The 26,604-nt window shown below is 60.8% G+C and carries 18 protein-coding genes and 1 rRNA gene; 14 read left to right on the top strand and 5 right to left on the bottom strand.

Features of this window, described 5'->3' with window-relative positions:
• Positions 1–172 precede the first annotated feature (172 nt).
• The 10 genes from J4862_RS05595 (at position 173) to J4862_RS05550 (ending at position 13,090) form a co-directional block, all read left to right on the top strand.
• Positions 173–4,507 (top strand): cobaltochelatase subunit CobN, encoded by a 4,335-nt coding sequence (locus tag J4862_RS05595; protein WP_211788145.1) that lies wholly within the window; start codon positions 173–175, stop codon positions 4,505–4,507.
• 13 nt (positions 4,508–4,520) lie between these two features.
• The gene (locus tag J4862_RS05590; protein ID WP_211788144.1) at positions 4,521–5,201 is read left to right on the top strand and encodes a hypothetical protein; all 681 of its coding nucleotides are present in this window, start codon (positions 4,521–4,523) and stop codon (positions 5,199–5,201) included.
• Positions 5,202–5,208: 7 nt separating this feature from the next.
• Positions 5,209–5,811 carry a MotA/TolQ/ExbB proton channel family protein gene (locus J4862_RS05585; RefSeq protein ID WP_211788143.1) on the top strand — a complete coding sequence of 201 codons (603 nt, stop codon included), beginning with the start codon at positions 5,209–5,211 and terminating at the stop codon, positions 5,809–5,811.
• 2 nt (positions 5,812–5,813) lie between these two features.
• Complete coding sequence (locus J4862_RS05580) at positions 5,814–6,161, top strand: DUF2149 domain-containing protein (RefSeq protein ID WP_211788142.1); 348 nt, start codon at positions 5,814–5,816, stop codon at positions 6,159–6,161.
• Between the two features lie 435 nt (positions 6,162–6,596).
• A complete protein-coding gene (locus J4862_RS05575; RefSeq protein WP_211788141.1) occupies positions 6,597–7,109 on the top strand; it encodes a hypothetical protein in 513 nt (170 codons plus the stop codon).
• Between the two features lie 200 nt (positions 7,110–7,309).
• Entirely contained in the window at positions 7,310–8,551 is a 1,242-nt protein-coding gene (locus J4862_RS05570) for a hypothetical protein (RefSeq protein ID WP_211788140.1), read from the top strand.
• Positions 8,552–8,589: 38 nt separating this feature from the next.
• The gene (locus J4862_RS05565) at positions 8,590–10,287 is read left to right on the top strand and encodes an OmpP1/FadL family transporter (protein WP_211788139.1); all 1,698 of its coding nucleotides are present in this window, start codon (positions 8,590–8,592) and stop codon (positions 10,285–10,287) included.
• Positions 10,288–10,312: 25 nt separating this feature from the next.
• Complete coding sequence (locus J4862_RS05560) at positions 10,313–11,026, top strand: Bax inhibitor-1/YccA family protein (RefSeq protein WP_211788138.1); 714 nt, start codon at positions 10,313–10,315, stop codon at positions 11,024–11,026.
• 212 nt (positions 11,027–11,238) lie between these two features.
• Entirely contained in the window at positions 11,239–11,550 is a 312-nt protein-coding gene (locus tag J4862_RS05555; RefSeq protein ID WP_211788137.1) for a DUF4298 domain-containing protein, read from the top strand.
• 40 nt (positions 11,551–11,590) lie between these two features.
• A complete protein-coding gene (locus J4862_RS05550; protein ID WP_211788136.1) occupies positions 11,591–13,090 on the top strand; it encodes a glutamine synthetase family protein in 1,500 nt (499 codons plus the stop codon).
• Between the two features lie 420 nt (positions 13,091–13,510).
• Here the strand turns inward: J4862_RS05550 and J4862_RS05545 are convergent, their stop codons facing one another.
• The 5 genes from J4862_RS05545 to J4862_RS05525 are packed head-to-tail and all read right to left on the bottom strand — an operon-like array spanning position 13,511 to position 19,635.
• Positions 13,511–14,044 carry a hypothetical protein gene (locus tag J4862_RS05545; protein WP_211788135.1) on the bottom strand — a complete coding sequence of 178 codons (534 nt, stop codon included), beginning with the start codon at positions 14,042–14,044 and terminating at the stop codon, positions 13,511–13,513.
• A 25-nt stretch (positions 14,045–14,069) separates the two neighbouring features.
• A complete protein-coding gene (locus tag J4862_RS05540; RefSeq protein ID WP_211788134.1) occupies positions 14,070–14,453 on the bottom strand; it encodes a hypothetical protein in 384 nt (127 codons plus the stop codon).
• A gap of 60 nt (positions 14,454–14,513) precedes the next feature.
• Positions 14,514–15,083, bottom strand: a complete 570-nt coding sequence (locus J4862_RS05535; RefSeq protein ID WP_211788133.1) for an RNA polymerase sigma factor — start codon at positions 15,081–15,083, stop codon at positions 14,514–14,516.
• A 6-nt stretch (positions 15,084–15,089) separates the two neighbouring features.
• Positions 15,090–17,732, bottom strand: coding sequence for an AAA family ATPase (locus tag J4862_RS05530; protein ID WP_211788132.1), 2,643 nt, complete (start codon positions 17,730–17,732; stop codon positions 15,090–15,092).
• A gap of 46 nt (positions 17,733–17,778) precedes the next feature.
• Positions 17,779–19,635 (bottom strand): ABC transporter ATP-binding protein, encoded by a 1,857-nt coding sequence (locus J4862_RS05525; RefSeq protein WP_211788131.1) that lies wholly within the window; start codon positions 19,633–19,635, stop codon positions 17,779–17,781.
• A 967-nt stretch (positions 19,636–20,602) separates the two neighbouring features.
• Here J4862_RS05525 and J4862_RS05520 point away from each other — a divergent pair.
• The 4 genes from J4862_RS05520 to J4862_RS05505 all read left to right on the top strand — a co-directional run bounded on the left by J4862_RS05520 (position 20,603) and on the right by J4862_RS05505 (position 26,604).
• Positions 20,603–22,132: ribosomal RNA gene (locus tag J4862_RS05520) — 16S ribosomal RNA — on the top strand.
• 242 nt (positions 22,133–22,374) lie between these two features.
• Entirely contained in the window at positions 22,375–23,595 is a 1,221-nt protein-coding gene (locus tag J4862_RS05515; RefSeq protein ID WP_211788130.1) for an FRG domain-containing protein, read from the top strand.
• 788 nt (positions 23,596–24,383) lie between these two features.
• Entirely contained in the window at positions 24,384–25,664 is a 1,281-nt protein-coding gene (locus J4862_RS05510) for an O-acetylhomoserine aminocarboxypropyltransferase/cysteine synthase family protein (protein WP_211788129.1), read from the top strand.
• The gene (locus J4862_RS05505; protein WP_211788128.1) at positions 25,657–26,604 is read left to right on the top strand and encodes an alpha/beta fold hydrolase; all 948 of its coding nucleotides are present in this window, start codon (positions 25,657–25,659) and stop codon (positions 26,602–26,604) included. Before J4862_RS05510 ends, J4862_RS05505 begins: the two co-directional genes overlap by 8 nt.

The raw sequence follows: 26,604 nt of genomic DNA, 5'->3' as shown, positions 1-26,604 counted from the left end.
TAAGGGAGGGCCTTGGACGAATATCCCCACATATAGGTATTCCGTCGCGTGGCGGACTGGCGTACTTTTGCAGCAGCCTATAGTCCTAGCTCTGTACGGCTATAGGTAGGGGGCTCGGGGCGCCGCTCCGCCTCCTCACTGTAGGGACAATGAACTACCTTAATAGATACGTATGAGTGCTACCAAGCTCAGGGATCTACTCCGCCGTCGCGGACTGATCGCCCTCCTCCTAGCCTGCCTCCTCGTCGGGATAGGGGGCTACCTTCTATGGGGACACTACGGTGCCCCGACGCGCATCGCTCTGGTCAACTTCCCAGGCTATATGTCCTCGGGTATCATCCGCTCCAATGACAGCAGGCACATCAGCTATGACGAGCTCGAGCAGACGGAGCTGGATAAGCTGGAGGACTACGACTGCGTCCTGACCTTCGGCATGGGGCTGAAGTGGACAGCAGAGGACCGGGCTAAGATCGCCGAGCAGGGGAAGCACGGGGCCAAGCATCTCGTCCTCTTCGCCACCACCGACGAGAACAATATCAACACCCTCGGCAGCAAGGAGGGCAAGCGCATCAGCGAGTACTTCGGCAGTGGCAATAAGGCCAACTACCGCTCACTGGCCCGCTACATCCGCCGCTACGTGGATGCCAAGCGCTGGTTCGCCCCCGAGCCCGACAGCGTAGCTCCCAGCGCCACCGATGTCTACTACCACGTAGATGAGTCCGTGGCCTTCGCTAAGCTCAGCGACTACGAGGCCTACCTCAAGCAGCAGGGCTACTACCACCCCGGGGCCAAGAAGGTCATGCTCGTCGGCGGGCTCAATGACCCCTTCGGCGGCAACAAGCAGAACCTCGACAGCATCATCATGAGCCTGACGCGCTCGGGGCTCAACGTCTATCCCGTGACGAGCTTCAGCCAGCGCCTGCGCTTCCTCAAGGAGGTCTCCCCCGATCTCCTCGTCCACTTCCCCCACGGTCGTATCTCGATGACGGGCGGGGATGAGGTCGTGGCTTATCTCAAGGAGCGCAACATCCCCGTGCTCGCTCCGCTCACCCTCATGGCAGGGCGCCAGGAGTGGGAGTCCGATCCCCAGGGGATGATGGGCAGCTTCCTCTCTCAGACGATAGGCATGCCCGAGCTCGACGGCGCCGTCTACCCCTACGTGCTCTCCACCGAGGAGCGCGATGAGGAGGGGCTGGTGATGCTGCGGGCGATCCCCGAGCGCCTCGCCCGCTTCACCACGCTGGTGCATAAGTTCCTCACGCTCCAGCAGAAGCCTAATAGCGAGAAGCGCCTAGCGATCTATTACTTCAAGGGCCCTGGACAGGAGACCCTCGCCGCACAGGGGCTGGAGGTCGTCCCCTCGCTCTATCGCTTCCTGCGTCACCTGCAGTCGGTAGGCTACGACCTCACGGGGCTTCCCGAGACCCAGGAGGCCTTCGCCCAGCAGCTGATGCGTGAGGGCCCCGTCATCCAGGACGTCTCGGGCGGCATGATGGCCGACTACCTCCAGCACGGACACCCCGCTTGGGTCAAGCGCGCCGAGCTGGATCAGTGGATGCAGGCCGACCTCAGCGCCCAGCAGCTAGCCGAGCTCAAGGAGAAGTACGGCCCTACCCCCGGCAGCTACATGACGCAGCAGCGCTCGGGGGATACCGAGCTGGCGGTCACGCGCATTCAGTACGGTAAGGTCATCCTCCTCCCTCAGCCCATGGCGGGCCTCGGCGAGGATAGCTTCGCCATCATCCACGGCGCAGGCGCTCCGCCCCCTTACCCCTATGTGGCCTCCTACCTCTGGGCGCGCCACGCCTTCGACGCAGATGCCCTGATGCACTTCGGCACGCACGGCAGCCTCGAGTTCACCCCACGCAAGCAGGTCGCCCTCTCCGCCAGCGACTGGGGGGAGGCGCTCGTCGCCCCGCTGCCGCACTTCTACTACTATACTATAGGGAACGTCGGGGAGAGCATGATGGCCAAGCGCCGCTCCTACGCGAGCGTCGTCTCCTACATCACGCCGCCCTTCGACGAGAGCCGCACACGTCATATCTTCACCGAGCTGCAGCAGGCCATCGAGAAGTACTACGAGCTCAAGGAGCCCGCGGCCAAGGAGCAGCAGTCGCTCCTCGTCAAGCGCCTCGCCGTAGACCTCGGCGTACACCGCGACCTACGTCTGGACTCCGTCCTTACTCGTCCCTACGCGTCTAAGGACATCGAGCGTATCGATAACTTCGCCGAGGAGATCGCCTCGGAGAAGATCACGGGGCAGCTCTACACCACGGGTGTCAGCTACACGCCAGCCAAGCTGCAGTCGACCGTCATCGCTATGTGCTCCGACCCGATTGCCTATGCCAAGGCAAGGCTGGACCGCCTGCGGGCGGCTAAGCCGCTGGACAACACGAGCGACAAGCGCCGCTTCGGCCAGCGCTACCTCCAGCCCGCTCAGCAGCTGGTGCGGCAGATCTTCGGTGCTGGCCGTGTGGATGAGGCACAGGTCACACGCTTCGCTGAGCTCAGCCCCGCCGAGATCGCCGAGGCACGCCGCCTCACCAAGCCGCAGGACACCGAGGCGATGCGAGCCCGCATGATGGCCTCCCGCACTCAGGCTGGCAAGCAGTCCGCAGCCCCCACCGCGAGCACTCCGGCTGCTCAGTCCAAGACTAGCACAACAACGCCCCCCAAGCCTTCCGCTACTTCTCCCCAGCACGCCGCTACGGCCGCGCCTTCGTCCAAGCAACCTCAGGGCACGGCGAAGGTGATGCACCAGATGCCTGTACACAGTACGCCTGCTGCCAGCGTGAGCAAGGAGCAGCGTGAGCGTGCCGAGGTGATCATGGAGTTGGTGAAGGCCATTGAGTCCGTCCCCCGCTACCATCAGGCGATCATCGCCAGCCCCCGCCTCGAGCTGGACGCGCTGGTCAATGCGCTAGCGGGTGGCTTCACCGCCCCCAGCCCCGGGGGAGACGTCGTGGCCAATCCGCAGACCGTCCCCACAGGGCGCAATCTCTACTCTGTCCGTGCCGAGAGCACGCCCTCGCAGCGTGCCTGGAGCCGCGGCGTCCAGCTGGCACAACAGACGCTCAAGGCCTACCGCGAGCAGCATGGTAAGTATCCCACCAAGGTCAGCTATACCTTCTGGAGCAGCGAGTTCGTCGAGACCGAGGGCGTGACCATCGCCCAGGTGCTCTACATGCTCGGGGTGGAGCCCGTGCGTAGCCAGTTCGGCTCCGTGGAGGACATCCGCCTGATCCCCGCCAGCGAGCTGGGCCGTCCTCGCATCGACGTCGTCGTCCAGACCTCGGGTCAGTTCCGCGACCTGGCGGCCTCACGTCTGGCGCTCATCACCAAGGCCATTGAGCTCGTCGCAGCGCAGGGCAAGGAGGAGCAGCCGAACTATGTCGCCGAGGGCTCTGTGGCCACAGAGAAGGAGCTCGTCGAGCAGGGACTCTCGCCCAAGGAGGCCCGCGAGCTGGCCAATGTCCGCATCTTCGGCGGCATCAACGGTATGTACGGCACGGGCATTCAGGAGATGGTCACGGCAGGGGACAAGTGGGACAGCGAGCGCGAGATCGCCGAGGTCTACCTTAATAATATGGGGGCGGCCTATACGGGCAAGAAGGAGGACTGGGGACGCTTCGTCAAGCCGCTCTTCCGTGCCGCGCTGCGCAATACCGACGTCGTCGTCCAGCCGCGACAGAATAATACCTGGGGTGCCCTCAGCCTTGACCACGTCTACGAGTTCATGGGTGGGCTGACGCTCTCCGTACGTCAGGTCACGGGTAAGGACCCCGATACCTACCTGGCGGACTACCGCAACCATGCCAACATGCACATGCAGGACCTCAAGGAGGCCATAGGCGTCGAGAGCCGTAGCACCGTCCTCAATCCCGCCTACGTCAAGGAGGCTCTAGCGGGCGGCGCCAATAGCGTGGCCAACATCGCCGAGGTCGTCACCAACACCTACGGCTGGAATGTCATGAAGCCTGAGGTCATCGATAAGGAGCTCTGGGACCAGCTCTACGATATGTACGTGCGGGATGTCCATCAGCTCGGTGTGGCGCGGAGCTTCGAGGAGAAGAGCCCCGCCGCGCTCGAGGACCTCACTGCTGTGATGCTCGAGACCATCCGCAAGGGCATGTGGCAGGCGAGCCCCGAGCAGGTGGCGACGCTGGCGAAGCACCATACGGAGCTGGTGGCCAAGTACGGCCCCTCGGGGGGGAGCATGACGGCGGATAACCGCAAGCTGCGTAGCTTCATCGCCCAGCACGTCGACACCGAGGCTGCCAAGGCCTTCGACAAGAGCATGCAGCAGCTCGACGAGTCGGGCACAGCTACGGGCCCCGACTCTAAGAGCGGCATGGTGATGAAGAAGGAGACCGTCCGCGACCAGTACGCTGCCTCCGAGTCCAGGAGCTTCAGCGGGCTCTATGTCGTCGCTGGGGTAGCTGTCCTCTTCGTCGGTCTCCTGGTGCTCGTGCGTTACCGCCGTCGTCGCGACCAAGACGCCGCCTAAGCCCCGCCGCACTATGGAACTGCTCGTACAGATCCTCATGCTCTTCGTGGTGCTGGCTACAGCACTACGCCTCTCCTTCTCCTCACGAGGCTACGCGCTGGTCTATGCGCTCCTCCTCGGGGGCTTCGTCTACCTCTCCTCGCCCTATGCGATCGAGCAGACGAAGACCGGACTGGCCGCCTACATCGCTGATCGCTCGCTGCGGGAGTACGCGGCGATCTTCATCTCCCTAGAGGTGGCCCTCTTCGTTGGCTATAGCTTCTCCCGCCTGGAGCGTCCCAGCTCGCGGCGGAGGCAGCTCCTAGCCCTAGCGCTGGCAGCCTATCCTGGGCTCCTGCTCTTTCCCGTCCTTTTCTATCTACAGAGTACACTGCTCTTCGCCCTGCCGGGTGTCAGCTTCAGCCTGCTGGCCTTCCTGCTGGCGGTGGCGAGCGCGCTGGCGGTCTACGGCCTGGGGCACGCGCTGAGGTGGCTCGTGCCCGAGGAGGAGCTGCGCCTGGAGGTCTTCTTCCTCGTGCAGCTCTTCACCTTCATCCTCGGCATCATTGCCTCGGTGGACGAGACGGTGCGCACGGCGCCCTCCAGCCCCATCGCTTGGCGTGGCCTCGCACTCAGTGCGGGGATCGCCGTCCTCTGCTTCGGCCTCGGCTACCTCATCCCTCGCATCAAGCAATCCCTTAGACACAAAGCATAAATCCCTCATGGATCAGATCTCCAAGCTCCTTTTCCTCATCGCCAACAGTCTGCTCATCCCAGACATCCTCTTCCTCATTCTCCTCTTCCTGCGCTCGCTGATGCTGGTGGGCAGCTTCTACAATGCCTTCATGCAGCGCCGTCACACGACGCGCCTCATCGGTGATGTGCGCAGCCTGACGCCCGAGACGCTCGCCGAGCTGCAGGCTCGTCTACCGAAGACGCGCCGCTCGGCCTTCGTGGAGCACCTCGATGACCTGCTGCAGCGGGAAGGGCTGACGGAGGACTATGTCAACTACCAGCTCAGCAGCTACGAGCACGTAGCGGAGAAGGACCTCACCCTCTCTAAGCTGCTGACGAAGATCGGCCCTGTGCTCGGACTCGTCGGGACGCTCATCGCGATGAGTCCCGCGCTGGTGGGGCTCTCCTCGGGTGATATCGCGGCTATGGCCTATAATATGCAGGTCGTCTTTGCCACCACAGTTGTGGGGCTGGTGATCAGCCTCGTCGGCCTCATCACCCTGCAGTACAAGCAGCGCTGGTACACGCGTGACGTCAGCATCCTCGAGTATGTCTCCTCCCTCCTCCTGGAGGCCCAAGCCAAGAAGTAAGTATGGCACGCAAGCCCCGCCGCCCGAGCAAGCTGATGCAGGGCGAGGATACCGACCCGCTGACGGTCGTGGTCAACCTCTTCGACGTCGCTATGGTCTTCGCCGTCTCGCTGATGGTGGCCATGGTGATGAATATGAATATGACGGAGGTCTTCACTGAGGAGGACTTCTCTGTGGTCAAGAACCCAGGGAAGGACAACATGGAGATCATCACGAAGAAGGGCGGCAAGATCGAGCGCTACACCCCCAGCAAGGATGCCCAGGATACCAAGCAGGGCAGCCGTGGGCGCAAGGTCGGCGTCGCCTATGAGATGGAGGACGGCCAGGTCTACTACGTCCCCGAGGACTAGCCCCACGGGCTCAGTCCCTAGCTAGAAAAGAAGCGCCGCGAGCCTCTACCTCCCGATCGGGGGGCGGAGGCTCGCGGCGCTTCTTTTCTAGCCCTTGGCATACTTTTTGTACAGCCGCTGCTGTAGGGGAGTGGGAGCCTCCGATACTTCTCTGAGGGAGCTTGCTCCTAGCCTGCACCTTGCCCACTGCTATCCCTCAGCGCGTCCACTGCTATCCCTCACGGCGCTGATGGACGTCCCTCAGCCCGCTGAAGGGTATCCCTCACGAGTGCCCGAGCAGGGGAGGGCGAAGTCGCCCCTTGTGGTCGACCGTGCGGCGGGTCAAGTTGCCCGTTCTTAGGGGATGCGGGCTGGCGCATTGCTTCGACTCTATCCCCTTTTATGTATCTTTGTCCTAGATGGGCCAACTTATGGCCCTAAAACGAACAGATGTGTATGGCACTACTGAAGAAGTCACGAGCGGCAGCTGATAAGCCCCTAGAGCTGGAGCCAGAGAAGGTACTCCCGGAGATCCTGGAGGCACTGGCTGCAGAGGGCTATCGTCCTACTCAAGACAATGATATACGTATCGTATATAAGAACGAAGGCACCTACTTCTGTTTCTACTACCGTACCGAGGACCCCGAGTTCCTCCTGCTGCGGGCGACCTTCGAGCGCAGCGTCTACGAGGACGTGCACGAGGCCTTCATCTACAAGGCCTGTGCGGCGACCGACTTCGATCAGAAGGTCAGCAAGGCCTATGTCGATGAGGAGGGCGATGTGGTCTTCTCGGTCGAGAGCTTCCTCCTGCCGGGGACACCTGTGGCGCCCCTAGCGCTGCGGCTCAATGATGCCCTGGCGGCGACGATCGCCTTCTTCCACCGCAAGCTGCCCGAGCTCATCAAGGAGTACGAGCGCGAGGAGGAAGAGGTGGAGGAGCTTAGCCAGATCTCAGGGCTGCCGAACTAGCCCTAGCTCGCTGCGGGCACCGCGCTCGGGAGGTCGATACTCCTCACTGCAGGCGCTGCACGCAGGGCTCTGAGTCTCAGACTATACTAGCCCTAGGGCTCAGAGCGTTAAGACGATAGGAGAGGCTATGCCCTCCTGCCCCGACGGCGCGTATCCGAGGGGCACACTGATGATGTTTCACTCTAAAGGCGACTACTGACATGAATGCAAGGAAGTCCCTACTCCTGCTGGGAGTAAGCCTGGTGAGCCTCTTCGGGCTCCAGGCACAGAATGACACGCGCTACCTCGATGACTCCTATTATAGCCGTAGGGATATCAAGAAGATCGATGAGGAGCAGCGTAGGGAGGCCGCACGCCGTGAGGCCATCTACCGCGCCGAGCGCGAGGCCTGGGAGAAGAAGCAGGCCGAGCTCGTCGCTAGCTACAAGCGCAAGAAGGCCGATCAGGAGCTCGATGCCTACAATGGGCACCTAGCCCTGCCCGAGGATACCATCCAGCTGACGCGCGCCGAGCTGGCTCGGCTGCTCGCCGATCAGCGCAAGGATAAGGATGTACGCGTGTGGGGACCCTACTCCTCACGTCTGCAGCGCTTCTACGGTGATGGCTCGACCATCATCGATGGCGCGCGCCGCGTCTACATCGACACCGATCCCTGGGGCGACCTCGACTACCGCGTCGCGGGCCCAGACGTCTATGTCTCGGTAGGCTCACGTCCCTACTGGGGGAGCCGCTGGGACTGGGACTGGAGCTGGGGCTCTAGCTGGTACATGCCCTCCTGGAGCTGGGGCTACTCCTCCTGGAGCTATCCCCGCTGGGGAGGCTGGTATGGCGGCTATGATCCCTATTGGGGCTCACCCTACTGGGGCTATTCGTCCTGGGGCTATCCTGGTTGGGGTAGCTACTGGAATGGCTACTATGGCGGCTACTACGGCAATTACTGGGGCGGCTACTATGATGGCTACTGGGGCAGTCCCTACAGCTGGGGCTATGCCGAGGGACGTGCCTATCGTGCCTACAGCGACCACTACTACAATAATAAGTATGCCCCTGGGGTCTTCTCCAATGGAGCCCTCAGCCAGTCGCGCGCCTCACGTAGCGCCTACAGTGCCTATACGGCGGTGCGCGACGGTGAGGTACGTGATGGCGTATGGCAGCCTCGCAGCACCGAGCGCAGCGGCTACTCCACGAGCCGCAGCTACGAGGCTCAGGGCTACGATCGTGGCAGCTATCAGCAGAGCTATCCTGCACGTAGCTACGACCGCAATGTCCCCTACGAGCCTCGCCGTCACGAGAGCTACGAGCCCTATCGTAGCCAGGGTAGCTCCTCCAGCTCGGGAGGCTACCGCAGCAGCACCTCGAGCTCAAGCTCGAGCAGCAGCAGCGAGCAGCGCGGTACGGGCGGTAGCGGTAGCGACTACAGCGGACCCGCACGTCGTCGCTAGGCAGCCGTGCCTCAGATATTCCTAAGAACTAGACTAAGATGACTCAGTATAAGATCCTCACCGGGCTGGCACTGATGCTTTGCCCCCTGACGCTCGCGGCGCAGAGCGAGACGACGGCGCTGCAGCTCACCCACACCTACGAGCCTCAGGGCTCGGCACGCTATGCCGCCCTCTCGGGCGCCATGGGTGCTATCGGCTCTGACCCTGCCTCCATCGCCCGCAACCCAGCGGGTATCTCCCTCTTCTCTGGGGCCAACCGCCTCAGCCTCACCTACGGCTACGACTGGTCGGTCAATAAGGGCAGCTGGTACGGGGGCGGTGAGAGCAAGATGGAGAACTCGGCCTTCCGCTTCAAGGAGCTCTACTATCAGATGGGAGCCAAGGGCGGCAGCAACTTCTCCGTCGTCCTGGCGGCGCGCAATGCCGGCCGCTTCGACCGCAGCTTCAGTGCCTCTGCCTCGGGCATCGCAGCGAACTATCGCCGCTCCGAGGGGACGAGCAGCTTCGATAACTCCCTAGCCGACTATGCCGCTGCAGGGGTCAATAACCTCCAGTATGACCAGAACGGGCAGCTGATCCCCGATGCTACGCTAGCTTCGCGCAATGCCTTCTCTAATGGCTACCCCTGGCTCAGCATCTTCGGGGCGCAGGCTGGGTGGATCAAGTCGCCCAACGGCCGCGGGGGGCTCTACTCCAATAATTACCTCGATGGCTCGGGGCGCATCATGCGTCCCTCCGCAGCCTACCTGTCGCTGCGTGAGACGGGCGCGATCACGGACTATGATCTAGCGGTAGCGCTGCGTGCCACTGAGACGCTGCGCTTCGGGGCGAGCTTCACCTACACGGACATGAGCTACAACCTCTCCTCCATCTATCGTGAGGACTTCGAGGGGGGCGACTACCTCGGGCTGCAGAACCGCGTGAGCATCTCCTCTGGTGGCTTCCGTGTGGGGCTGGGGCTGCTCTATGAGCCCCTCGATGGGCTACGCATAGGGGCCTCGCTCTATACGCCGAGCTTCATGTACACCAATATCGACGCGAGCCCCACGGTGACGCCGCGCAAGGATGACCGCAATCAGACGCCGCTCGTAGGCCCTGCGACCGCGGCCACGGCCTTCCGCCTGCACACGCCTTGGCGCCTCGGGGCGAGCGCTGCCTACATCATTGGGCATCGCGCTATCCTCAGCGCCGACTACGAGTGTGCCTTCTACGGGAGCATGCGCCTCGGGGAGACGGGACGCTCCGATATGTGGGATACGGGCAGCCGCTACGATGCGGACAATGAGCGTATCGCCGCGCACTACACGGGCGTACATACCCTGCGCCTCGGTGCTGAGCTGATGGCTACGCAGCGCCTGGCGCTGCGTGCGGGCTATCGCTACAGCAGCAGCCCCGTCAAGTCGGGCGTCGTCTCTGAGGGCTATGCTCAGGGTGAGGTCTTCGTCCCAGGGACGCAGGTACACTACACGCTGCCTGGCGCGCTGAACTCCTTCTCGCTGGGGGCAGGCTACCGCATCACGCCCGACCTCTCGCTGGATCTGGCCTTTGTCTCACAGCAGCGCACGAATCAGGTCTTCGCCTTCCCCTTCGTCCGCGACTACGGCCCTGTGCTCAACCGTCGTGACCCCGATGTGCAGAGTGGCAAGGTGCAGCCCGAGAACCTCCTTGGCCTCAAGGCTGCTCAGGAGTCCCTGCGCCAGCAGGAGCTGCTCCTGTCGCTGACCTATCGCTTCTAGACTAAGCTCTACCCACAACTACTCAATGAATAGCAATTCCTATCCCTACGGGCAGTCTGCCGAGGCAGACTACGCCGTACTCGATACAGCCGTCGTGCAGCGCTCGCTGCAGCGCACCTTCCTCTGGATGACCCTCGGGCTGGCGATCACGGCCTTCGCAGGCCTCCTCGCTGCCGATACGGGCTTCGTCAATACCATTGCACTTACCTTCTGGGGCTTCGTCATCCTAGAGCTGGTGCTGGTCTACTTCCTCTCCGCGCGCATCGAGAAGATGAGCATGCCCGTAGCTACGGCCTGCTTCGCCGTCTACGCTGCTCTGAACGGCCTGACGCTTAGTCCCATCTTCCTCGTCTATGAGCTGGGTTCGCTGACGACGACCTTCCTCATCACCGCCGGTACCTTCGCCGCTATGGCGCTGGTCGGCTACACGACCAAGCGCGACCTGACGAAGCTCGGGAGCCTACTCACGATGGCCCTCATCGGGATCATCATCGCCTCGGTGGTCAATATCTTCGTCGGCGCTAGCTGGCTGGGCTACGTCACCTCTTATGCTGGGGTGGTCATCTTCGTCGGGCTGACGGCCTACGACACGCAGAAGATCAAGCACATGCTGCTGGCCTCCTCGCAGGATGAGGAGCGCACCAAGCGCGTGGCGCTCCTAGGCGCCCTGTCGCTGTACCTTGACTTTATCAACCTCTTCCTTTTCCTGCTCCGCATCTTCGGCGGGAGGAGGGATTAACTGATTCTATTAGCTGAAGTGTTCAGGCCCGAGTCGGCAGCCCTAGGCTGTCGACTCGGGCCTGGATTATTTGAGGGGGAGGCCCTCACCAGGGGCTACCGAGGGCGCCTCACGGCGGGCTGTGGCAAAGTGTCCGCACGGCCTTCGCTGAGCGAGGACAAAGTGTAGGATAAATACGTATATTTGCTAGAGATTTAGCCAAGGAGAGAACAATGGACGCAGCGTCAATTGAGCGGCTCATCCAGATGGAGGCCGCGCTCAACGCCTGGACCGAGCTAGGGAATCGCGCCGAGCTACTACTCGAGCAGATGGAGGCAGCAGCCCCCCAGCTGGAGGCCTTGATTCGCTACTACAGCTCGCCCCAGTGGCAGCTGGACTACCAGCGGAGCAATCGCGGTGAATACCCCGAGGAGCTACCTCAGGGGGTGCTGAGTGAGGATGCAGTCTTTGATCTCTTGACACAGCTCTACGCCCACATCCAGGCTGTCAAGGCCCTAGATGAGCGCATGAAGGCGATCCCCTGACAAGTCTATCGCATACCTAACACTATACACCAATCAAGCTATGGAGTACAACCTCAATCCTATAGCCCGCGCGCTAGGGAAGCAGCCCGCCGAATTCACCAAGGCTGACCTCATCCACTACATCGTCTCGAACGATATCCATGCGCTGAACTTCCGCTACACCGCTGCCGACGGCCGCCTCAAGGAGCTCAACTTCGTCCTCCAGGATGTCGACTACCTCGACGAGGTACTCTCCTCGGGCGAGCGTGTCGATGGCTCGAGCCTCTTCCCTGGCTTCATGGAGGCCGGCTCCTCTGACCTCTACGTGGTGCCTATCTTCTCCTCGGCCTTCCTCGACCCCTTCGCGGATGAGCCCACGATCAGCTTCTTCTGCGCCTATATGGACAAGGATGGGCAGCCACTCTCGATCGCACCCGACCAGATCCTGCGCCGTGCTGCCCAGGCCTTCCGTGAGGTTACGGGCGGGCTGGAGTTCCACGCTATGGGCGAGCTCGAGTACTATGTGATCAGTCCTAAGGAGGAGGGCTACGAGGCTGTAGACCAGCGTGGCTACCACGAGATGGCTCCCTTCAGCAAGCAGATCGCCTTCCGCACCGAGGCCATGCGCCTCATCGCCCAGTGTGGCGGGCAGATCAAGTACGGCCACGGTGAGGTAGGGAACTTCAGCACCGAGGAGTACAACTACGAGCAGAACGAGATCGAGTTCCTCCCCGTCCCCGTCGAGGAGGCAGCCCGTCATCTCCAGCTCGGTAAGTGGATCCTCTTCGAGCTCGGCTGGCGTATGGGCCTCAAGGTCACCTTCGCCCCCAAGATCATCGTCGGCAAGGCAGGTAGCGGCATGCACATCCATACCAAGATCGTGGACAAGCAGGGCGTGAACCAGTACGTCGATGCCGAGGGGCAGCTGACGGATACTGCGCGCAAGGCTGTAGCTGGGATGATGAGCCTGGCAGCATCGCTGACGGCCTTCGGCAACATGAACCCCACCTCCTACCTCCGCCTCGTGCCTCATCAGGAGGCGCCTACGACGGTATGCTGGGGCGACCGCAACCGCTCGGCGCTGGTGCGCGTGCCGCTTGGCTGGAGCGCGAAGGTCGATATGTCGAGCCTGGTCAATCCGCTGGAGCAGCCTCAGATGAAGCGCTACACGAACAAGCAGACGATCGAGTTCCGTGCCTCCGACGGCTCGGCCAACGCCTATCTGCTGCTGGCTGGGATCACGACGGCCGTACGCCGCGGCTTCGAGCTGCCTAATGCCCTCGAGCTGGCCAAGCAGACCTATGTCTCGGTGAACATCCACAAGGACGAGTTCGCCTCCTCGGTCGAGCACCTCGACAGCCTGCCTACCTCCTGCGTCGCTTCGGCTGAGCGCCTGCGTCAGGATCGTGCTGCCTACGAGGCTATGGGCGTCTTCAGCCCTGCAGCCATCGACGGCGTGATCCGTCAGCTCGAGGCCTTCGAGGATGCTGACCTGCGTGCTAAGGCACAGGCCGACCCACAGTTCCTCATGGAGCTCGTAGAGCGTCACCTCTACTGCTAGGGAGCGTCCGCGCTGTCTACAGCCTAGCTAGATAATTAAAGAAGCCCAATCCAGTGTCCTCCTATGAGGCATGCTGGATTGGGCTTCGACCGTTTAAGAGCTCGTCGGCATCCTGTGGCTGCTCTGCTGCTCCTTGGTGTCCGTGGGACGCCGTGCTGCGGCAGCGCTATTGGCGACGAGAGTTGGGTCTTTGTCTCTCCCGAAGTGTCCACGCTGGGACGAGGGAGGTGTAAGTTTCTTAGCAAAGGTACTACAATCTCCCTTCCCTACCTAATTGAGGGGAGGGCGCTCGCTGCTCCGTGCCTCCCTCCTTCTGATAGGAGGAGTGCGAGCAGCCTTGTGCTAGGCTGCTTAGAGCGAGGAGCGGTGAGTACTGCCAAGAGGCTAAGGCAGACGGCCTGCCTTGGCGCGGGGAGCTCGCTACTTCTTGGGATGAGCAGCGCTAGGCTTGGACTGAGCGGCGTCCTTGCCGTGGGGTGGGAGGCCCTTGCGGTGCTTGGAGAAGAAGTCGCGGGCAAAGTCCTTGCAGGCAAAGGGAAGGCGCACGAGCTTATGCAGCGGCAGCAGGCCACGGCACTTGTTGTAGTAGGTCCGCTCCAGCTCGGCCTCCTGCACGCTAGCGTTGAGCGTGTAGTCGAGGTGCTTCTCTAGCTCGGCATCGGTGAGGCTCTTGTCGCCCTGACGGATACGCTTGCCCAAGGGGGCTCCTTCGCGCCAGAGCTGATAGCGCTTGGTGTCGAGCTCGTCGAGGATGGGCATGATGTCCTTGGCCTCCTTCTCTGTGAGGCTGAGCTCCTCGATGAGGTACTTGCGCTTGGCACTGCGTATCTGCTGGTGCAGTGACTCGTGCTTGGGCTTGGCGGGGCGCTTGGGCTGCTGTGCCTCCAGGGGGCTAAGCCAGAGGGTGAGGGCCAGGAGGCTCAGCAGGGCGGTTCGGTGGGTCTTTGTCTTCATTCTGTCCTATGCTTCGAGGCTTGTCCTATTCTTCGAGGGTCTGATCGCTGGCCTCCTCGCTGTACACGGCATCCACAGCCTCGAGGTAGCTGGCGTGGGCACCGTACTCACTATAGTAGCTACGGTAGTCCTCGTCGTTGAGCTCTGCGGAGGCGAGCGTCGAGCTCGTCGGCTGCCCTTGCTGAGGCGCTAGAGCACGGATCAGGAGATTGAGTGAGACGAAGACCGCCGCTAGGTAGACGATGGGGCGGAGGCGTATCCAGAGGCTCGGCTTGGGCTCCTCGGCCTCAGGCTCCTCCTCGGGGATCTGCGCGAGGATACGCTCCTCCAGCTGGGAGAAGTAGTCCTCGGGGACGCTGTAGTGCTGGCGGCTGTCCTCCGCCTGGGGTAGTTCGTGCTGCTTATTCATAGACACTGGTGGAGGCGCATGCTGCCTCTCGTAGTTGAGACAAGGCAAAAGGGCTAAGGTTTAGTCGCTGCTCTTGAGCTGCTCGGTGACCTTTTTCATCGCTAGGTGATAGGAGGTCTTGAGCGCGCCCTCGCTAGTCCCCGTGAGGGCAGCCATCTCCTCGTAGGGCATCTCGTCATAGTAGCGTAGGCGGAAGACGAGTTGCTGCTTGGGCGGAAGGCTAAGCAGGGCCTTCTGGAAGCGAAGCTCGGCCTCGTCGGCGTCGAAATATTCGTCCGCCACGAGCCGTCCCAGCAGGTAGCTGGCTTCCTCGTCGCTGCCGGCGTCGACACGCTGCTCCTCCTCGCTGCGCCGCTTCTTGATGAAGTTCAGTGCCTCATAGGTGGCGATGCGGTAGAGCCAGGTCGAGACCTTGGCCTCGCCTCTGAAGCCGCCGATGGCCTCCCAGGCCTTGATGAAGGTGTCCTGCACCAGGTCGTCGGCGTCCTCGTGCATGTAGACCATGCGGCGTATCTGCCAGTAGATCTGCTTGGCGTAGAGGTGTACGACGGTGGCGAAGGCGCTGCGGCGTGTCGCGGGATCGGCGAGCTGTCGCTGCAGCTCTTCCTCGGTGATGGTCGGGTGGGGCATGGCGGCTTAGTCTACGATCCCTGGGGTGATCTCATAGTGTAGGGCGCCGTCACGGAGGCTGATGATTAGGCTCTGTCCCACCTGCAGCTGCTCGCTTAGGATGTGGTCCATCAGAGGATCCTCTACCTCGCGGCGTAGGCGGCGGCGCAGCGGTCGAGCCCCCTGGGCGCGGTCGGTCTCGTGTAGGGCGAGCCACTGGCGGGCCTCGGAGGTGAGGCTGAGGCCGTAGCCGAGGGTGCGGACGCGCTCGATGAGCGGCTGCAGCTCGAGGGCGAGGATCTCGGTGAGCGTAGCATCATCCAGCGGAGCGAAGGTGATGAACTCATCGACGCGGCCGATGAACTCAGGGCTGAAGCGACGCCCCAGCGCCTTGCGCACGATGGCCTCACTACGCCTCCCGCTATCCTCAGGCGTATAGCCCAGTCCGTGGGCGAAGTCCTTGGCCTCGCGCGAACCGATATTGCTCGTCATGATGATGATCGTGTGGCGGAAGTCCACGACTTGCCCCTCCGTATCGGTCAGGCGCCCGTCCTCGAGCAGCTGCAGGAGGATGTTGTACACATCGGGGTGCGCCTTCTCTAGCTCGTCCAGCAGGATGATGCGGTAGGGCTTGGTGCGTACGGGCTCGGTCAGCTCCCCTCCCTTGCCATAGCCGATATAGCCTGGAGGTGCGCCGATGAGGCGTGTCACAGCGAAGGCCTCGGCGAACTCACTCATATCTATACGTACCATGGCGTCCTCGCTGCCGAAGAGCTCCTGCGCGAGCGTCTTCGCCAGATAGGTCTTACCCACCCCCGTCGGCCCCAGGAAGAAGAAGGAGGCGGGGCGCTGCTCGTCGCTGAGACCGAGGCGTGCGCGCTGTATCGTGTGGGCGATGCGTAGGACGGCCTCGTCCTGTCCCAGTACCTGTGCCTTGAGCCGCTCGGGGAGGCGGCGCAGCTGCTCCAGCTCGCCCTTCGTCGAGATGCGCTCCAGCGGGAGCTGCGTCAGCTGTGCCACGGCCTTGTAGAGGTCCTCGGGGTAGAGGCGGCGCTTGGAGCGCACGCCGCTACGGGGCAGCGTGCCTACTCTCAGGCGGGTGATCGCGGCGGCACGCTCCAGCAGCTCGATGAGGGCGTGGGGCTGGGGAAGGTGCCCCAGGTAGCGCTCGCAGAGGGCGTAGATCAGCTCCTGCTCCTCCATCTTGATGTCGATCTGATAGGCCTTGCGCAGCTCGTGCAGGCTCTGGTGCATCATTCGCTGGCGCCCCTCTCCCTTGGGTAGGGGCTCGAGCATGATGGGCTCCAGGAGGCTGCGGGCGATGCTATTGCTCTCGGTGATCTGTCGGTAGCCCTCGGGGCTCGTGGTCGCGACGAAGGGGATACGCAGCTCTCGGGCGTAGAGCAGCAGCGGTGTCAGGAGCTCGATGCCCTGCGCCCTGCGGCTGACGAAGTACTCCAGCCCGTCGATGAGCAGCAGTACCTCGGGGTGGCGACGCATACGGCCGACGAGCTGCTGCAGGGCGAGCTCGTGGCTGCCGTACTCGAGGATGCTGTCCTGCAGCTTCGCGAAGTCTAGGAGCACGCAGGCCTCGTAGGGGAAGCCCTCCGGGACGCAGCTCTGCTCGATGTCTAGCGCCAGGCGTAGCAGCAGCGAAGTCTTCCCCACATGGGCAGGTCCTACGAGCAGCGGGATGCGTAGTCGCTGGCGTATCAAGGCCTGCTTGAGCTGCTCTAGCTCCTCCCCTCGCTGTAGCGGAGTGGGGAGCTGGTATTCGTTGAGGCAGGGGCTCAGGAGGCGGATGACTTCGCCTAGGGGCTGCAGCGCCTCGGACTGACGGCGCTCACGGCGGAGGCGCTGCTCCGCGGGGCTCTCGGGCGTGTCGTCTTCGCCTGCTTGGGCGTCCTTGGTGGGCTCCTCCTCGTCCATGGGGCTGGCACCAAGTAGGCGGTTGAGTAGGTCTTGGGCCTCTCGTCCGCGGAGCTCATGCACCTCGGGGCGACGCTTGCCTAGAGCGTCGGTGCTCCGTCCCTTACGTGGGGAGATGATGCTGATCTTGCTGATGCCTATGGGGAGGTCGGGGTCGGAGAGTAGGCGCTTGAGTTCCTCGAGGGGATTGGCCGCCTGCTCCTCGAGGGCAGCGGGTGCGCTGGCTGGTGCCTCGGCCTGCTCCAGCGCCTCGGAGGGGGCGGGGGCTGACTCTGCTGTATGGCTAAGGCGCTGCTTGATCTCGCTGAGGCGCTGCTGCCAGTCCTCGGGGATCTGCCCTTCGCTGAGGTAGTCGCTGAGGAAGGTGTAGGACTCGCTGTAGTAGATACTCAGCAGCAGGTGCAGGGGGCTGATGGCTGAGTTGTCTAGGATGGTGCAGATACGTGCAGCACGCGCCAGCACCTCGTGCGCCTCGATGCTGTAGATGGAGGCCTCGCCCATGGGCTCCTCCTCGCGGCTGGCCTCCTCGGGGCGGGCGGCGATCTGCGTCTCAAGAGCCGTCATCAGCTGGGCGCTGGAGACCCCGAGTTCGCTCAGTACGTTGATGGCAGTACTCGTACCCTCCTTGAGGATGCCCCAGAGGAGCAGCTCGGGCGTGATCTCGCTGCGGCCGAGCTGGAGGGCCTGCTCGGTGGCGAGCTCGAGGGTGGAGCGGAAGGTGTCCGTATAGTTGTACTTCATAGCGACTGTCTGCTTTAGGAGAAGGGGGCGGGGCCCAGCTGCGGGGCTAGCCCTGTACCTGGATGGCGTGGAGGCGAGCATAGTGCCCGCCGAGATTGAGGAGCTCCTCGTGCGTCCCCTGCTCTACGATGCGCCCTGCATCGACCACGCAGATCAGGTCGGCGTGGATGATGGTGGAGAGGCGGTGGGCGATGACGATGGTCGTGCGCCCCGTCATCAGGCGGTCGAGGGCGCTCTGCACGAGGCGCTCGCTCTTGGTGTCGAGGGCCGAGGTGGCCTCGTCGAGGATGAGGATGGGCGGATTCTTGTACACGGCGCGGGCGATGCTCAGGCGCTGACGCTGGCCGCCCGAGAGCTTGCCCCCGCGGTCGCCGATATTGGTGTCGTAGCCCTCGGGGAGCTCGTCAACGAACTCATCCGCGTGCGCCACCGCGGCGGCACGCTTGACCTCCTCAAGGCTAGCGTCACGCACGCCGAAGGCGATGTTGTCGAAGACCGAGGCGTTGAAGAGGATAGGCTCCTGATTGACATTGCCCATCAGCCCGCGCAGCTCGTGCAGCGAGACCTCACGGATGTCCGTGCCGTCGATGGTGATGCGCCCCTCTACGACGTCGTAGAAGCGGGGGATGAGGTCGACTAGCGTAGACTTACCCGAGCCCGAGTGCCCCACCAGTGCGACGGTCTGGCCCTTCTTGATCGTGAGGTTGACATCGCGCAGTACCCATTCGTCCTCGTAGCGGAAGGAGACCTGCTCGAGCTTGATCTCGCGGTCGAAGTGCAGCTCCTTCGGCTCGGCGGGCTCTAGGATATTGCTCTCGGCCTGCAGGATCTTGTCGATGCGCTGCATGGAGGCCATCCCGCGACGGATGTCGTAGATGCCCTTGCTGAGCTCCTTGAGGGGGTTGATGAGGCTGTAGAAGATAACCAGATAGTAGATGAAGGCCGAGGCGTTCATCCCGCTCTCATGGTTGATGATCAGCGTACCCCCGTACCAGAGGACGATAGCGATGGTCATCGTGCCGAGGAACTCGCTCATCGGGTGCGCCAGCTGCTGGCGGCGCATGACGCCCATCACGGTACGGCGGAAGCGCTCGTTGCTCCCCTCGAAGCGCTCCGATACGTAGCGCTCGGCGCGGAAGGCCTTGACGATACGTAGCCCCCCGAGGGTCTCCTCGACCTGGCTGATGAGCTCACCCCACAGCGTCTGTGCCTCGAGGCTATTGCGCTTGAGGCTCTTGCCCACGCGCCCCATGACGAAGCCCGCCAGCGGCAGGACGAGGAAGACGAAGAGCGTGAGGCGCCAGCTCAGGACGAGCATACTGCCGAGGTAGATGATGATGAGGATGGGATTCTTGAGCAGGAGGTCGAGGGAGCTCATCACCGAGTTCTCCACCTCGCCGACGTCCCCCGTGATGCGTGCCAGTACGTCGCCCTTGCGCTCCTCGCTGAAGAAGCCCAGCGGCAGGGCGAGAATCTTGCTGTTGAGCTGATTCCTAAGGTCGCGCACCACGCCCGTACGTATGGGCACGAGGAAGTACATCCCGAGGTAGGTGGCCCCCACCTTGAGGAAGGTCATCACCGTCAAGTACACCCCTAGTATAATTAAGGTATAGGAGGCGCCCTCGCGATCGATGAGCGAGGAGACGAAGTAGGCAAAGTTGTGCGAGGCTACCTTCGTGAGGCGGCCCCAGTCCTCGGCGCGGCCGAGGTCGATGCTCGACCAGGGGATGAAGGTCGTCACGCGCTCCTCGATCTGGAAGAGGATGTTGAGGATGGGCATCACCAGCGAGAAGGCCAGGAGGTTGAGCAGGGCGCCCAGTATGTTGAAGACTACAGCTAGCGACAGGTAGCCCTTGTAGAAGGGGGCTATGAAGCGCCTTAGGAGTAGGAGGATATCTTTCATCTAAATGCTCGGCCTCGGGTGGGGGAGGGCGGGGCGCTTCCTTGGGGCGCCGTCCGACCGCTGGCCCTGCCTGGGGCTGTCTATTATATATCTAATGTGTGATTACTATTAAATCAAAGATACGATAATCGGCGTAAACGCATTGTGCCAAGCCGCCCGCCGTGCCTGTCGCAGCGGCTCTTAGCTTGGCTTAGGGTCGAAGGTCGGCTGCGCTCCGCTCTGCTTGCAGCCTGCCTCGCCTTTATCTGTGCTCTCCGTGACTGATACCCATCAGCGTGCTGACGGACGTCCATCAGCGCTCTGAGGGGCGTCAGTGGGGCGGCTGACTGATATCGGTGGGGGAGGGGAGCCTTAGATCTCGGCTCGTCCATCCTTATATATAGGTGCCCCGCGAGCTATAAAGTAGCTCGCTCTTCTTGCCTCGCAGCCCTGCTCCCATTCTTTTCAGCAGCCCTTCTTCCCAGCTATCCGCCGTGCTGGGAGTCCCGTCGAAGCGGCTCCCTGGCCTTGAATCGCCTTCCCTAATTCCCTTATATAGGCTCACTTGCGTACGACTTTTTCTTTTGATTTGGATTGTATTCAAGAAAAGCTCTATCTTTGCAACCGCAAACCGAGCGAGGGGCGCGACGAAAATGAGATACGATAGCGAGGCTAGCTGACGACTAAGTCGCAGCAGGACGCAGAGCAAAGGATCACCGCGCTGATTTGGTGGTTTGGATAAAAGCTCTTATCTTTGCACTCGCAATCAAAAAAACGGGCAGTTGAGCTGAGAGACGCTTACTGACTGACTTTGAGAGATCTTTGAGATATTTGATATTGACAAACAGAAGTGTAGTAACAAACGTTTAGGGAACAAAAAGACCTAACCGTCAATACGAACCTTACTTAGGTAAGAACACTAATGAATCTGAAGCAAGAAACATCTTCGGAGCAAGACAAACAGAAATAAAGTACAATAAAAATATTGACAATGAAGAGTTTGATCCTGGCTCAGGATGAACGCTAGCGATAGGCTTAACACATGCAAGTCGAGGGGCAGCATGGTCTTAGCTTGCTAAGACTGATGGCGACCGGCGCACGGGTGCGTAACGCGTATGCAACTTGCCTCACAGAGGGGGATAACCCGTCGAAAGACGGACTAATACCGCGTACACTTATCGGAGGGCATCCTTTGGTAAGGAAATGAAATTCGCTGTGAGATAGGCATGCGTCCCATTAGCTAGTTGGTGAGGTAACGGCTCACCAAGGCGACGATGGGTAGGGGAACTGAGAGGTTGAACCCCCACACTGGTACTGAGACACGGACCAGACTCCTACGGGAGGCAGCAGTGAGGAATATTGGTCAATGGGCGAGAGCCTGAACCAGCCAAGTCGCGTGAAGGATGACTGTCTTATGGATTGTAAACTTCTTTTGTAGGGGAATAAAGAGGGGCACGTGTGCCTCAGTGAATGTACCCTACGAATAAGCATCGGCTAACTCCGTGCCAGCAGCCGCGGTAATACGGAGGATGCGAGCGTTATCCGGATTTATTGGGTTTAAAGGGTGCGTAGGCGGCCTGTTAAGTCAGCGGTGAAATCTAGGAGCTTAACTCCTAAATTGCCATTGATACTGGCGGGCTTGAGTGTAGATGAGGTAGGCGGAATGCGTGGTGTAGCGGTGGAATGCATAGATATCACGCAGAACTCCGATTGCGAAGGCAGCTTACTAAGGTACAACTGACGCTGAAGCACGAAAGCGTGGGTATCAAACAGGATTAGATACCCTGGTAGTCCACGCAGTAAACGATGATAACTGGGCGTATGCGATATACAGTATGCTCCTAAGCGAAAGCGTTAAGTTATCCACCTGGGGAGTACGCCGGCAACGGTGAAACTCAAAGGAATTGACGGGGGCCCGCACAAGCGGAGGAACATGTGGTTTAATTCGATGATACGCGAGGAACCTTACCCGGGATTGAAATGTAGATGACCGCCGGTGAAAGTCGGCTTCCCTTCGGGGCATCTATGTAGGTGCTGCATGGTTGTCGTCAGCTCGTGCCGTGAGGTGTCGGCTTAAGTGCCATAACGAGCGCAACCCCTGTCTACGGTTGCCATCAGGTGATGCTGGGAACTCCGTAGAGACTGCCGTCGTAAGGCGTGAGGAAGGTGGGGATGACGTCAAATCAGCACGGCCCTTACATCCGGGGCGACACACGTGTTACAATGGTGGGGACAAAGGGCAGCTACCTGGCGACAGGATGCGAATCTCCAAACCCCATCACAGTTCGGATCGGAGTCTGCAACTCGACTCCGTGAAGCTGGATTCGCTAGTAATCGCGCATCAGCCATGGCGCGGTGAATACGTTCCCGGGCCTTGTACACACCGCCCGTCAAGCCATGGGAGTCTGGAGTACCTAAAGTCCGTAACCGCGAGGGTCGGCCTAGGGTAATACAGGTGACTGGGGCTAAGTCGTAACAAGGTAGCCGTACCGGAAGGTGCGGCTGGAACACCTCCTTTCTGGAGTTCTGAAAATGGGCTTTAGTATAGTTAGTGTAGTATGTACGTATAGATGTGTTAGGTTTTGGACCTTTAGCGCGCGTGCTACCTTCTGCTGTCATATCAATGTTCTCACCCATCCGAGGAGGCGATGATTAGCTGCTGCTAGTTATCGCCTTTCTTGCTTTTGGGCTTACTGCCATTCCTATGCTATATAAGGTACCAGTGTCTTCTAAAACTTTAATCGCTTAATCCCCCCCCACATGAACCAAGATATTGAGGCTCATAGTAGCTCTCCCGTTGTAGCTCCAGCGGAAAATGAGATCGTAGTGAACTCAGTTGCTGAGTTTATTGATCAGCTTGCCCAGATTGATATTAAAGAAGGTACCGAAACTTTCTATCGAGGTCATGCGAATATAGAGTGGAAGCTCCTTCCCTCGCTCTTGAGGACGTCTAATGGGGCGGATAAGGAGAATCTGATCTTTCGCAATATGGTGTCACATGAACCTCAGAGCTTCTCCGAATGTAGGTCCACCCTGGACCATCTAGTCCATATGCAGCATTATGGACTTCCTACACGACTCCTAGATGTGACAATGAATCCTCTTATAGCTTTATATTTTGCATGTCAATCAGCACTTTCTGACGACCAAACTAGTTTGGATAAAGCACGGATAGCTGTCTCTCAGATGATGCGCGAGAATTCTGAGAACAGCCTAGGTAAGCTGAGGAGTTCTCTTGCTTTTCTGAAGGATAAAGAGGAGATTGATAGGATTCTTCCAATATTACTCGCTGGGGTTACCGCAGGGGCAGCTACTTCGGAAAACTATGAGACACAGGCTGGGATAGCCCTTAGCTTAATTCTGAGGGAAGTAGATCGTGATACTGCAAGAAGTATTGCTAAGCATCTCTCCCCCTTTGTCCAGGCTGCTGCCAGGGAAAGAGCAGCGGATGGTTCAGTTTATCTATTTTCTGTTCCTGAGACCAAGGTTAAGCACTATGATAGCGATACTGTCTCTGTGCTGGCCAATCTTGCGAAGTGTGAGATTACTGAAGACTGCCTTGCCTTACCCTCTGTGAAGGACTTCAATGAGCAAGCTAGTATTGGAGAACTCATTTATCAGATTCGGGGGGAGAAGCCTTACTTCTCTCCCTCGGTTAAGGTTGATGACTTGAATAGGATCCTCTTGGTGAAGCCGAGGAATGGGAATCAGCGTATTATCAATCAGATGGGGGCATTCTTGCTATTCGGTCTTGGGCTAAAGCAAGCTAAGGGTAATGATGGAGTAGGGGGAGGGGCTTCCCTCAGTAAGGAGGTGCATCTAGAGGTACCTAACGAGTGGATTAAGCGAAAGCTCATTATTCCAAAGGGTAAGAAAGAGACTATCCGCAAGGAGCTGGCGAATCTAGGGATAACGGATTCATACATCTATCCAGGCATAGAGCAGTACGCGAAGGAGTTGAAGCAGCGGTATAAGCTCTAGGGTGAGACAGCGGCTGCGGTGTAGGCTCGGAAGGGAGTTCGGGGTTGGCGGTGAGCTTGGCAAAAGGGCACTATCAGCGTGCTGCGAGCTAGAGCCCCGCTTAATCAGTCCCTAGGCAAAGCGGCGGGGTGCGTAAGCCGCGAGCGAACGCGAGGATAGCGGAGGGGTGTCTGAGGGATATCCGTCAGGGTACTGAGGGACGTCAGTCGGAGGCTTGAGGGATATCAGTCAGGAGGCTGAGGGATAGCCCTCGCGGAGCTGGGACGGGACTGCGGCTCTTGTACCCTTTACCTTGCGTTGCTTTTTCTTCATCTTGCGTCCCCTTCTCCCTTCCGCTTGCACCTTTGCCTTCCTTGCTTGTAGGCGTGTGCCCTTGGCTGTGAGCGCTCGTGGCCCTCGGCGGGTAGGCGTGCTTGGAGTGGCTTGGGCTAGGCGGTGTAGCTTGAAGGGGAGAAGGGGGATGAGGAGTGGAGCGAGAGGGCTTGCCTTGGGGGAGAGTGAGCTAGGGGCGGAGAGGCGGCGCGTGCGGATTTGCTCTTTACAAATTTTATACTACCTTTGCCGTATAGATAGCAGACAAGAAGGACAAGAACTAAGATGAAGGCTACGATGTACATGACGATGATGATGATGCAGATGATGTCTGCATCGGCTGTCGTGTACCCCGAGCGCTCCTAGCACTGCTCCTCCTAGAGATATACCGACAGGCCGTTGCACACATCAGAGTGGCAGCGGCCTGTCTGCTTATATAGACCTAGCTTATTCACCCCTCCTAATCACAGACGACAATGACGACGAACGCTACGACAGAAGCCCTACACGCAGGGTTTGAGCCCTCCCAAAACCTTGGCGCTACCTCCGTACCCATCTATCAGGGCAATGCCTTCACTTTCGAGAGCTGCGACCATGCGGCTCGGGTCTTCGACCTCGCCGAGGCCAGCTACCTCTACACGCGCCTCAATAATCCCACGACCGACGTACTGGAGCAGCGCCTAGCAGCCATCGACGGCGGGGTCGGGGCGATCGCTACCGCCTGCGGGATGAGTGCCATCGCCACGACCATCCTCACGCTGCTGCGTGCGGGGGATCATATTGTCGCCTCCTCCAGCGTCTATGGGGGGACTTACAATCTGCTGAGTGTCACGCTTCCCCGCCTCGGGATCACGACGACCTTCGTCGATGCCAGTGACCCCAAGGCCTTCGAGGCGGCTATCCAGCCCACGACCAGGCTAGTCTACTCCGAGACGCTGGGGAACCCCAAGCTGGACTTCGTCGATATCCGTGCCGTGGCGGACATCGCCCACGCGCATGGCCTGCCGCTGGTGGTGGATAACACGCTGACGCCTATCCTCTTCAAGCCCATCGAGCACGGCGCGGATATCGTCATCTATTCGCTGACGAAGTACTTCTGTGGCAACGGTACCGCGATGGGCGGTGCGGTCATCGACTCGGGGAAGTTCGACTGGACGAATGGTAAGTTCCCCGACTTCACTGAGCCCAGCCCCGGCTACCATGGGCTCGTCTACAGTGAGGCCTTTGGTCCTGCCGCCTTCATCGCGCGGGCTCGTGTTGAGGGGCTGCGCGACCTCGGAGGCTGCATCAGCCCGACCAATAGCTTCCTCGTCCTGCAGGGGCTGGAGACGCTCGCCCTGCGCATCCGCGAGGTCTCGGCCAGCGCCCTCAAGATCGCCCGCTGGCTGCAGGAGCAGCCTGAGGTGGAGTGGATCCACTACCCTGGGCTGGAGACGGATAGCTACCACGAGATCTGCAGCCGCTATCTCCAGGGGGGCTTCGGCGCCATCATCACCTTCGGGCTCAAGGGCGGATACGAGCCTGCCAAGGCCTTCGTCGATAGTACGAAGATCTTCCGCATCGTGGCCAACCTCGGCGACACGAAGTCGCTCATCATCCACCCCAGCAGCACGACGCACCGCCAGCTGAGCCCCGAGCAGCAGCAGAGCGCAGGTGTGAGCCCCGAGCTGGTACGCCTGTCCATCGGGCTGGAGGATGTAGAGGACCTCAAGGCCGATATCAAGCAGGCACTGGCGGCATCAGGAGCGCATGCTTAGCTACCTAGAGATCAGGGACTACCGCTCCGAGCGTGGAGAGCTGCACCCCGTGCTGCGCCTGAGCTACGAGCTCGCTGGGCCAGCACTGGGGACAGCCCCCATCGTGCTGGTCAACCACGCCCTCACGGGCAATTCGTCCGTAGCGGGGAAGCAGGGCTGGTGGAATCGCCTCGTCAGCCCCGAGGGGGCGATCTCCCCCGAGGTGTACACGATCCTGGCGTTCAACATCCCGGGCAATGGCTATGATGGTGAGCTGTGCGAGGACCCCGAGCGCTTCACGCTGCTCGATGTCGCCCACCTCATCTTGCAGGGCCTCGAGGCGCTTGGGATCGCTGAGCTCTATGCCATCGTGGGTGGCTCCATGGGTGGGGCGCTGACCTGGCAGCTGGCCTATCTGCGTCCCGAGCTGGCGCAGCACATCGTCCCCATAGCCTCGGACTGGCGGGCCTCGGACTGGCTGCTGACGCAGACGCTCATCCAGCGGCAGATCCTGGCCAACTCCTCCGACCCGCTGAGGGACGCACGTATCCACGCTATGGCCTGCTACCGCACGCCGCAGTCGCTCAATGCGCGCTTCACCAGCCAGCTGGATGAGGAGGGTCGCTGCTACAGGGTAGAGAGCTGGCTACGCTATCACGGCGACCGCCTCAAGGAGCGCTTCCTCCTCTCCGCCTATGGGGTGATGACCTACCTGACCTACAGCATCGGTGTCTGCCAGGAGGCGGCTGAGCTCGCGCGTATCGCCTCGGACATCCATATCGTCTCGATCGACAGCGATCTGCTCTTCACGCATGACCGTGCCGAGGCGACCTACCGCACGCTCGCTGCGCTGCGTCCGGGGGTGACGCTCGACGTCATCCACTCGATCCACGGCCATGACGCCTTCCTCATGGAGTACGAGCAGCTCAACGCTTTGCTCCGTCCTTATTTCGCTCGCTAG

It is taken from the genome of Porphyromonas sp. oral taxon 275 (assembly GCF_018127745.1).
Classification (GTDB): Bacteria; Bacteroidota; Bacteroidia; order Bacteroidales; family Porphyromonadaceae; genus Porphyromonas.
Note: the sequence above shows the minus strand (reverse complement) of the source record. Positions and strands in the feature narration are given on the sequence as shown.

Coding starts and splice junctions, on each gene's coding strand:
- J4862_RS05595 (WP_211788145.1), top strand. CDS start 173: ATGAGTGCTACCAAGCTCAGGGATCTACTCCGCCGTCGCGGACTGATC.
- J4862_RS05590 (WP_211788144.1), top strand. CDS start 4,521: ATGGAACTGCTCGTACAGATCCTCATGCTCTTCGTGGTGCTGGCTACA.
- J4862_RS05585 (WP_211788143.1), top strand. CDS start 5,209: ATGGATCAGATCTCCAAGCTCCTTTTCCTCATCGCCAACAGTCTGCTC.
- J4862_RS05580 (WP_211788142.1), top strand. CDS start 5,814: ATGGCACGCAAGCCCCGCCGCCCGAGCAAGCTGATGCAGGGCGAGGAT.
- J4862_RS05575 (WP_211788141.1), top strand. CDS start 6,597: ATGGCACTACTGAAGAAGTCACGAGCGGCAGCTGATAAGCCCCTAGAG.
- J4862_RS05570 (WP_211788140.1), top strand. CDS start 7,310: ATGAATGCAAGGAAGTCCCTACTCCTGCTGGGAGTAAGCCTGGTGAGC.
- J4862_RS05565 (WP_211788139.1), top strand. CDS start 8,590: ATGACTCAGTATAAGATCCTCACCGGGCTGGCACTGATGCTTTGCCCC.
- J4862_RS05560 (WP_211788138.1), top strand. CDS start 10,313: ATGAATAGCAATTCCTATCCCTACGGGCAGTCTGCCGAGGCAGACTAC.
- J4862_RS05555 (WP_211788137.1), top strand. CDS start 11,239: ATGGACGCAGCGTCAATTGAGCGGCTCATCCAGATGGAGGCCGCGCTC.
- J4862_RS05550 (WP_211788136.1), top strand. CDS start 11,591: ATGGAGTACAACCTCAATCCTATAGCCCGCGCGCTAGGGAAGCAGCCC.
- J4862_RS05545 (WP_211788135.1), bottom strand. CDS start 14,044: ATGAAGACAAAGACCCACCGAACCGCCCTGCTGAGCCTCCTGGCCCTC.
- J4862_RS05540 (WP_211788134.1), bottom strand. CDS start 14,453: ATGAATAAGCAGCACGAACTACCCCAGGCGGAGGACAGCCGCCAGCAC.
- J4862_RS05535 (WP_211788133.1), bottom strand. CDS start 15,083: ATGCCCCACCCGACCATCACCGAGGAAGAGCTGCAGCGACAGCTCGCC.
- J4862_RS05530 (WP_211788132.1), bottom strand. CDS start 17,732: ATGAAGTACAACTATACGGACACCTTCCGCTCCACCCTCGAGCTCGCC.
- J4862_RS05525 (WP_211788131.1), bottom strand. CDS start 19,635: ATGAAAGATATCCTCCTACTCCTAAGGCGCTTCATAGCCCCCTTCTAC.
- J4862_RS05515 (WP_211788130.1), top strand. CDS start 22,375: ATGAACCAAGATATTGAGGCTCATAGTAGCTCTCCCGTTGTAGCTCCA.
- J4862_RS05510 (WP_211788129.1), top strand. CDS start 24,384: ATGACGACGAACGCTACGACAGAAGCCCTACACGCAGGGTTTGAGCCC.
- J4862_RS05505 (WP_211788128.1), top strand. CDS start 25,657: ATGCTTAGCTACCTAGAGATCAGGGACTACCGCTCCGAGCGTGGAGAG.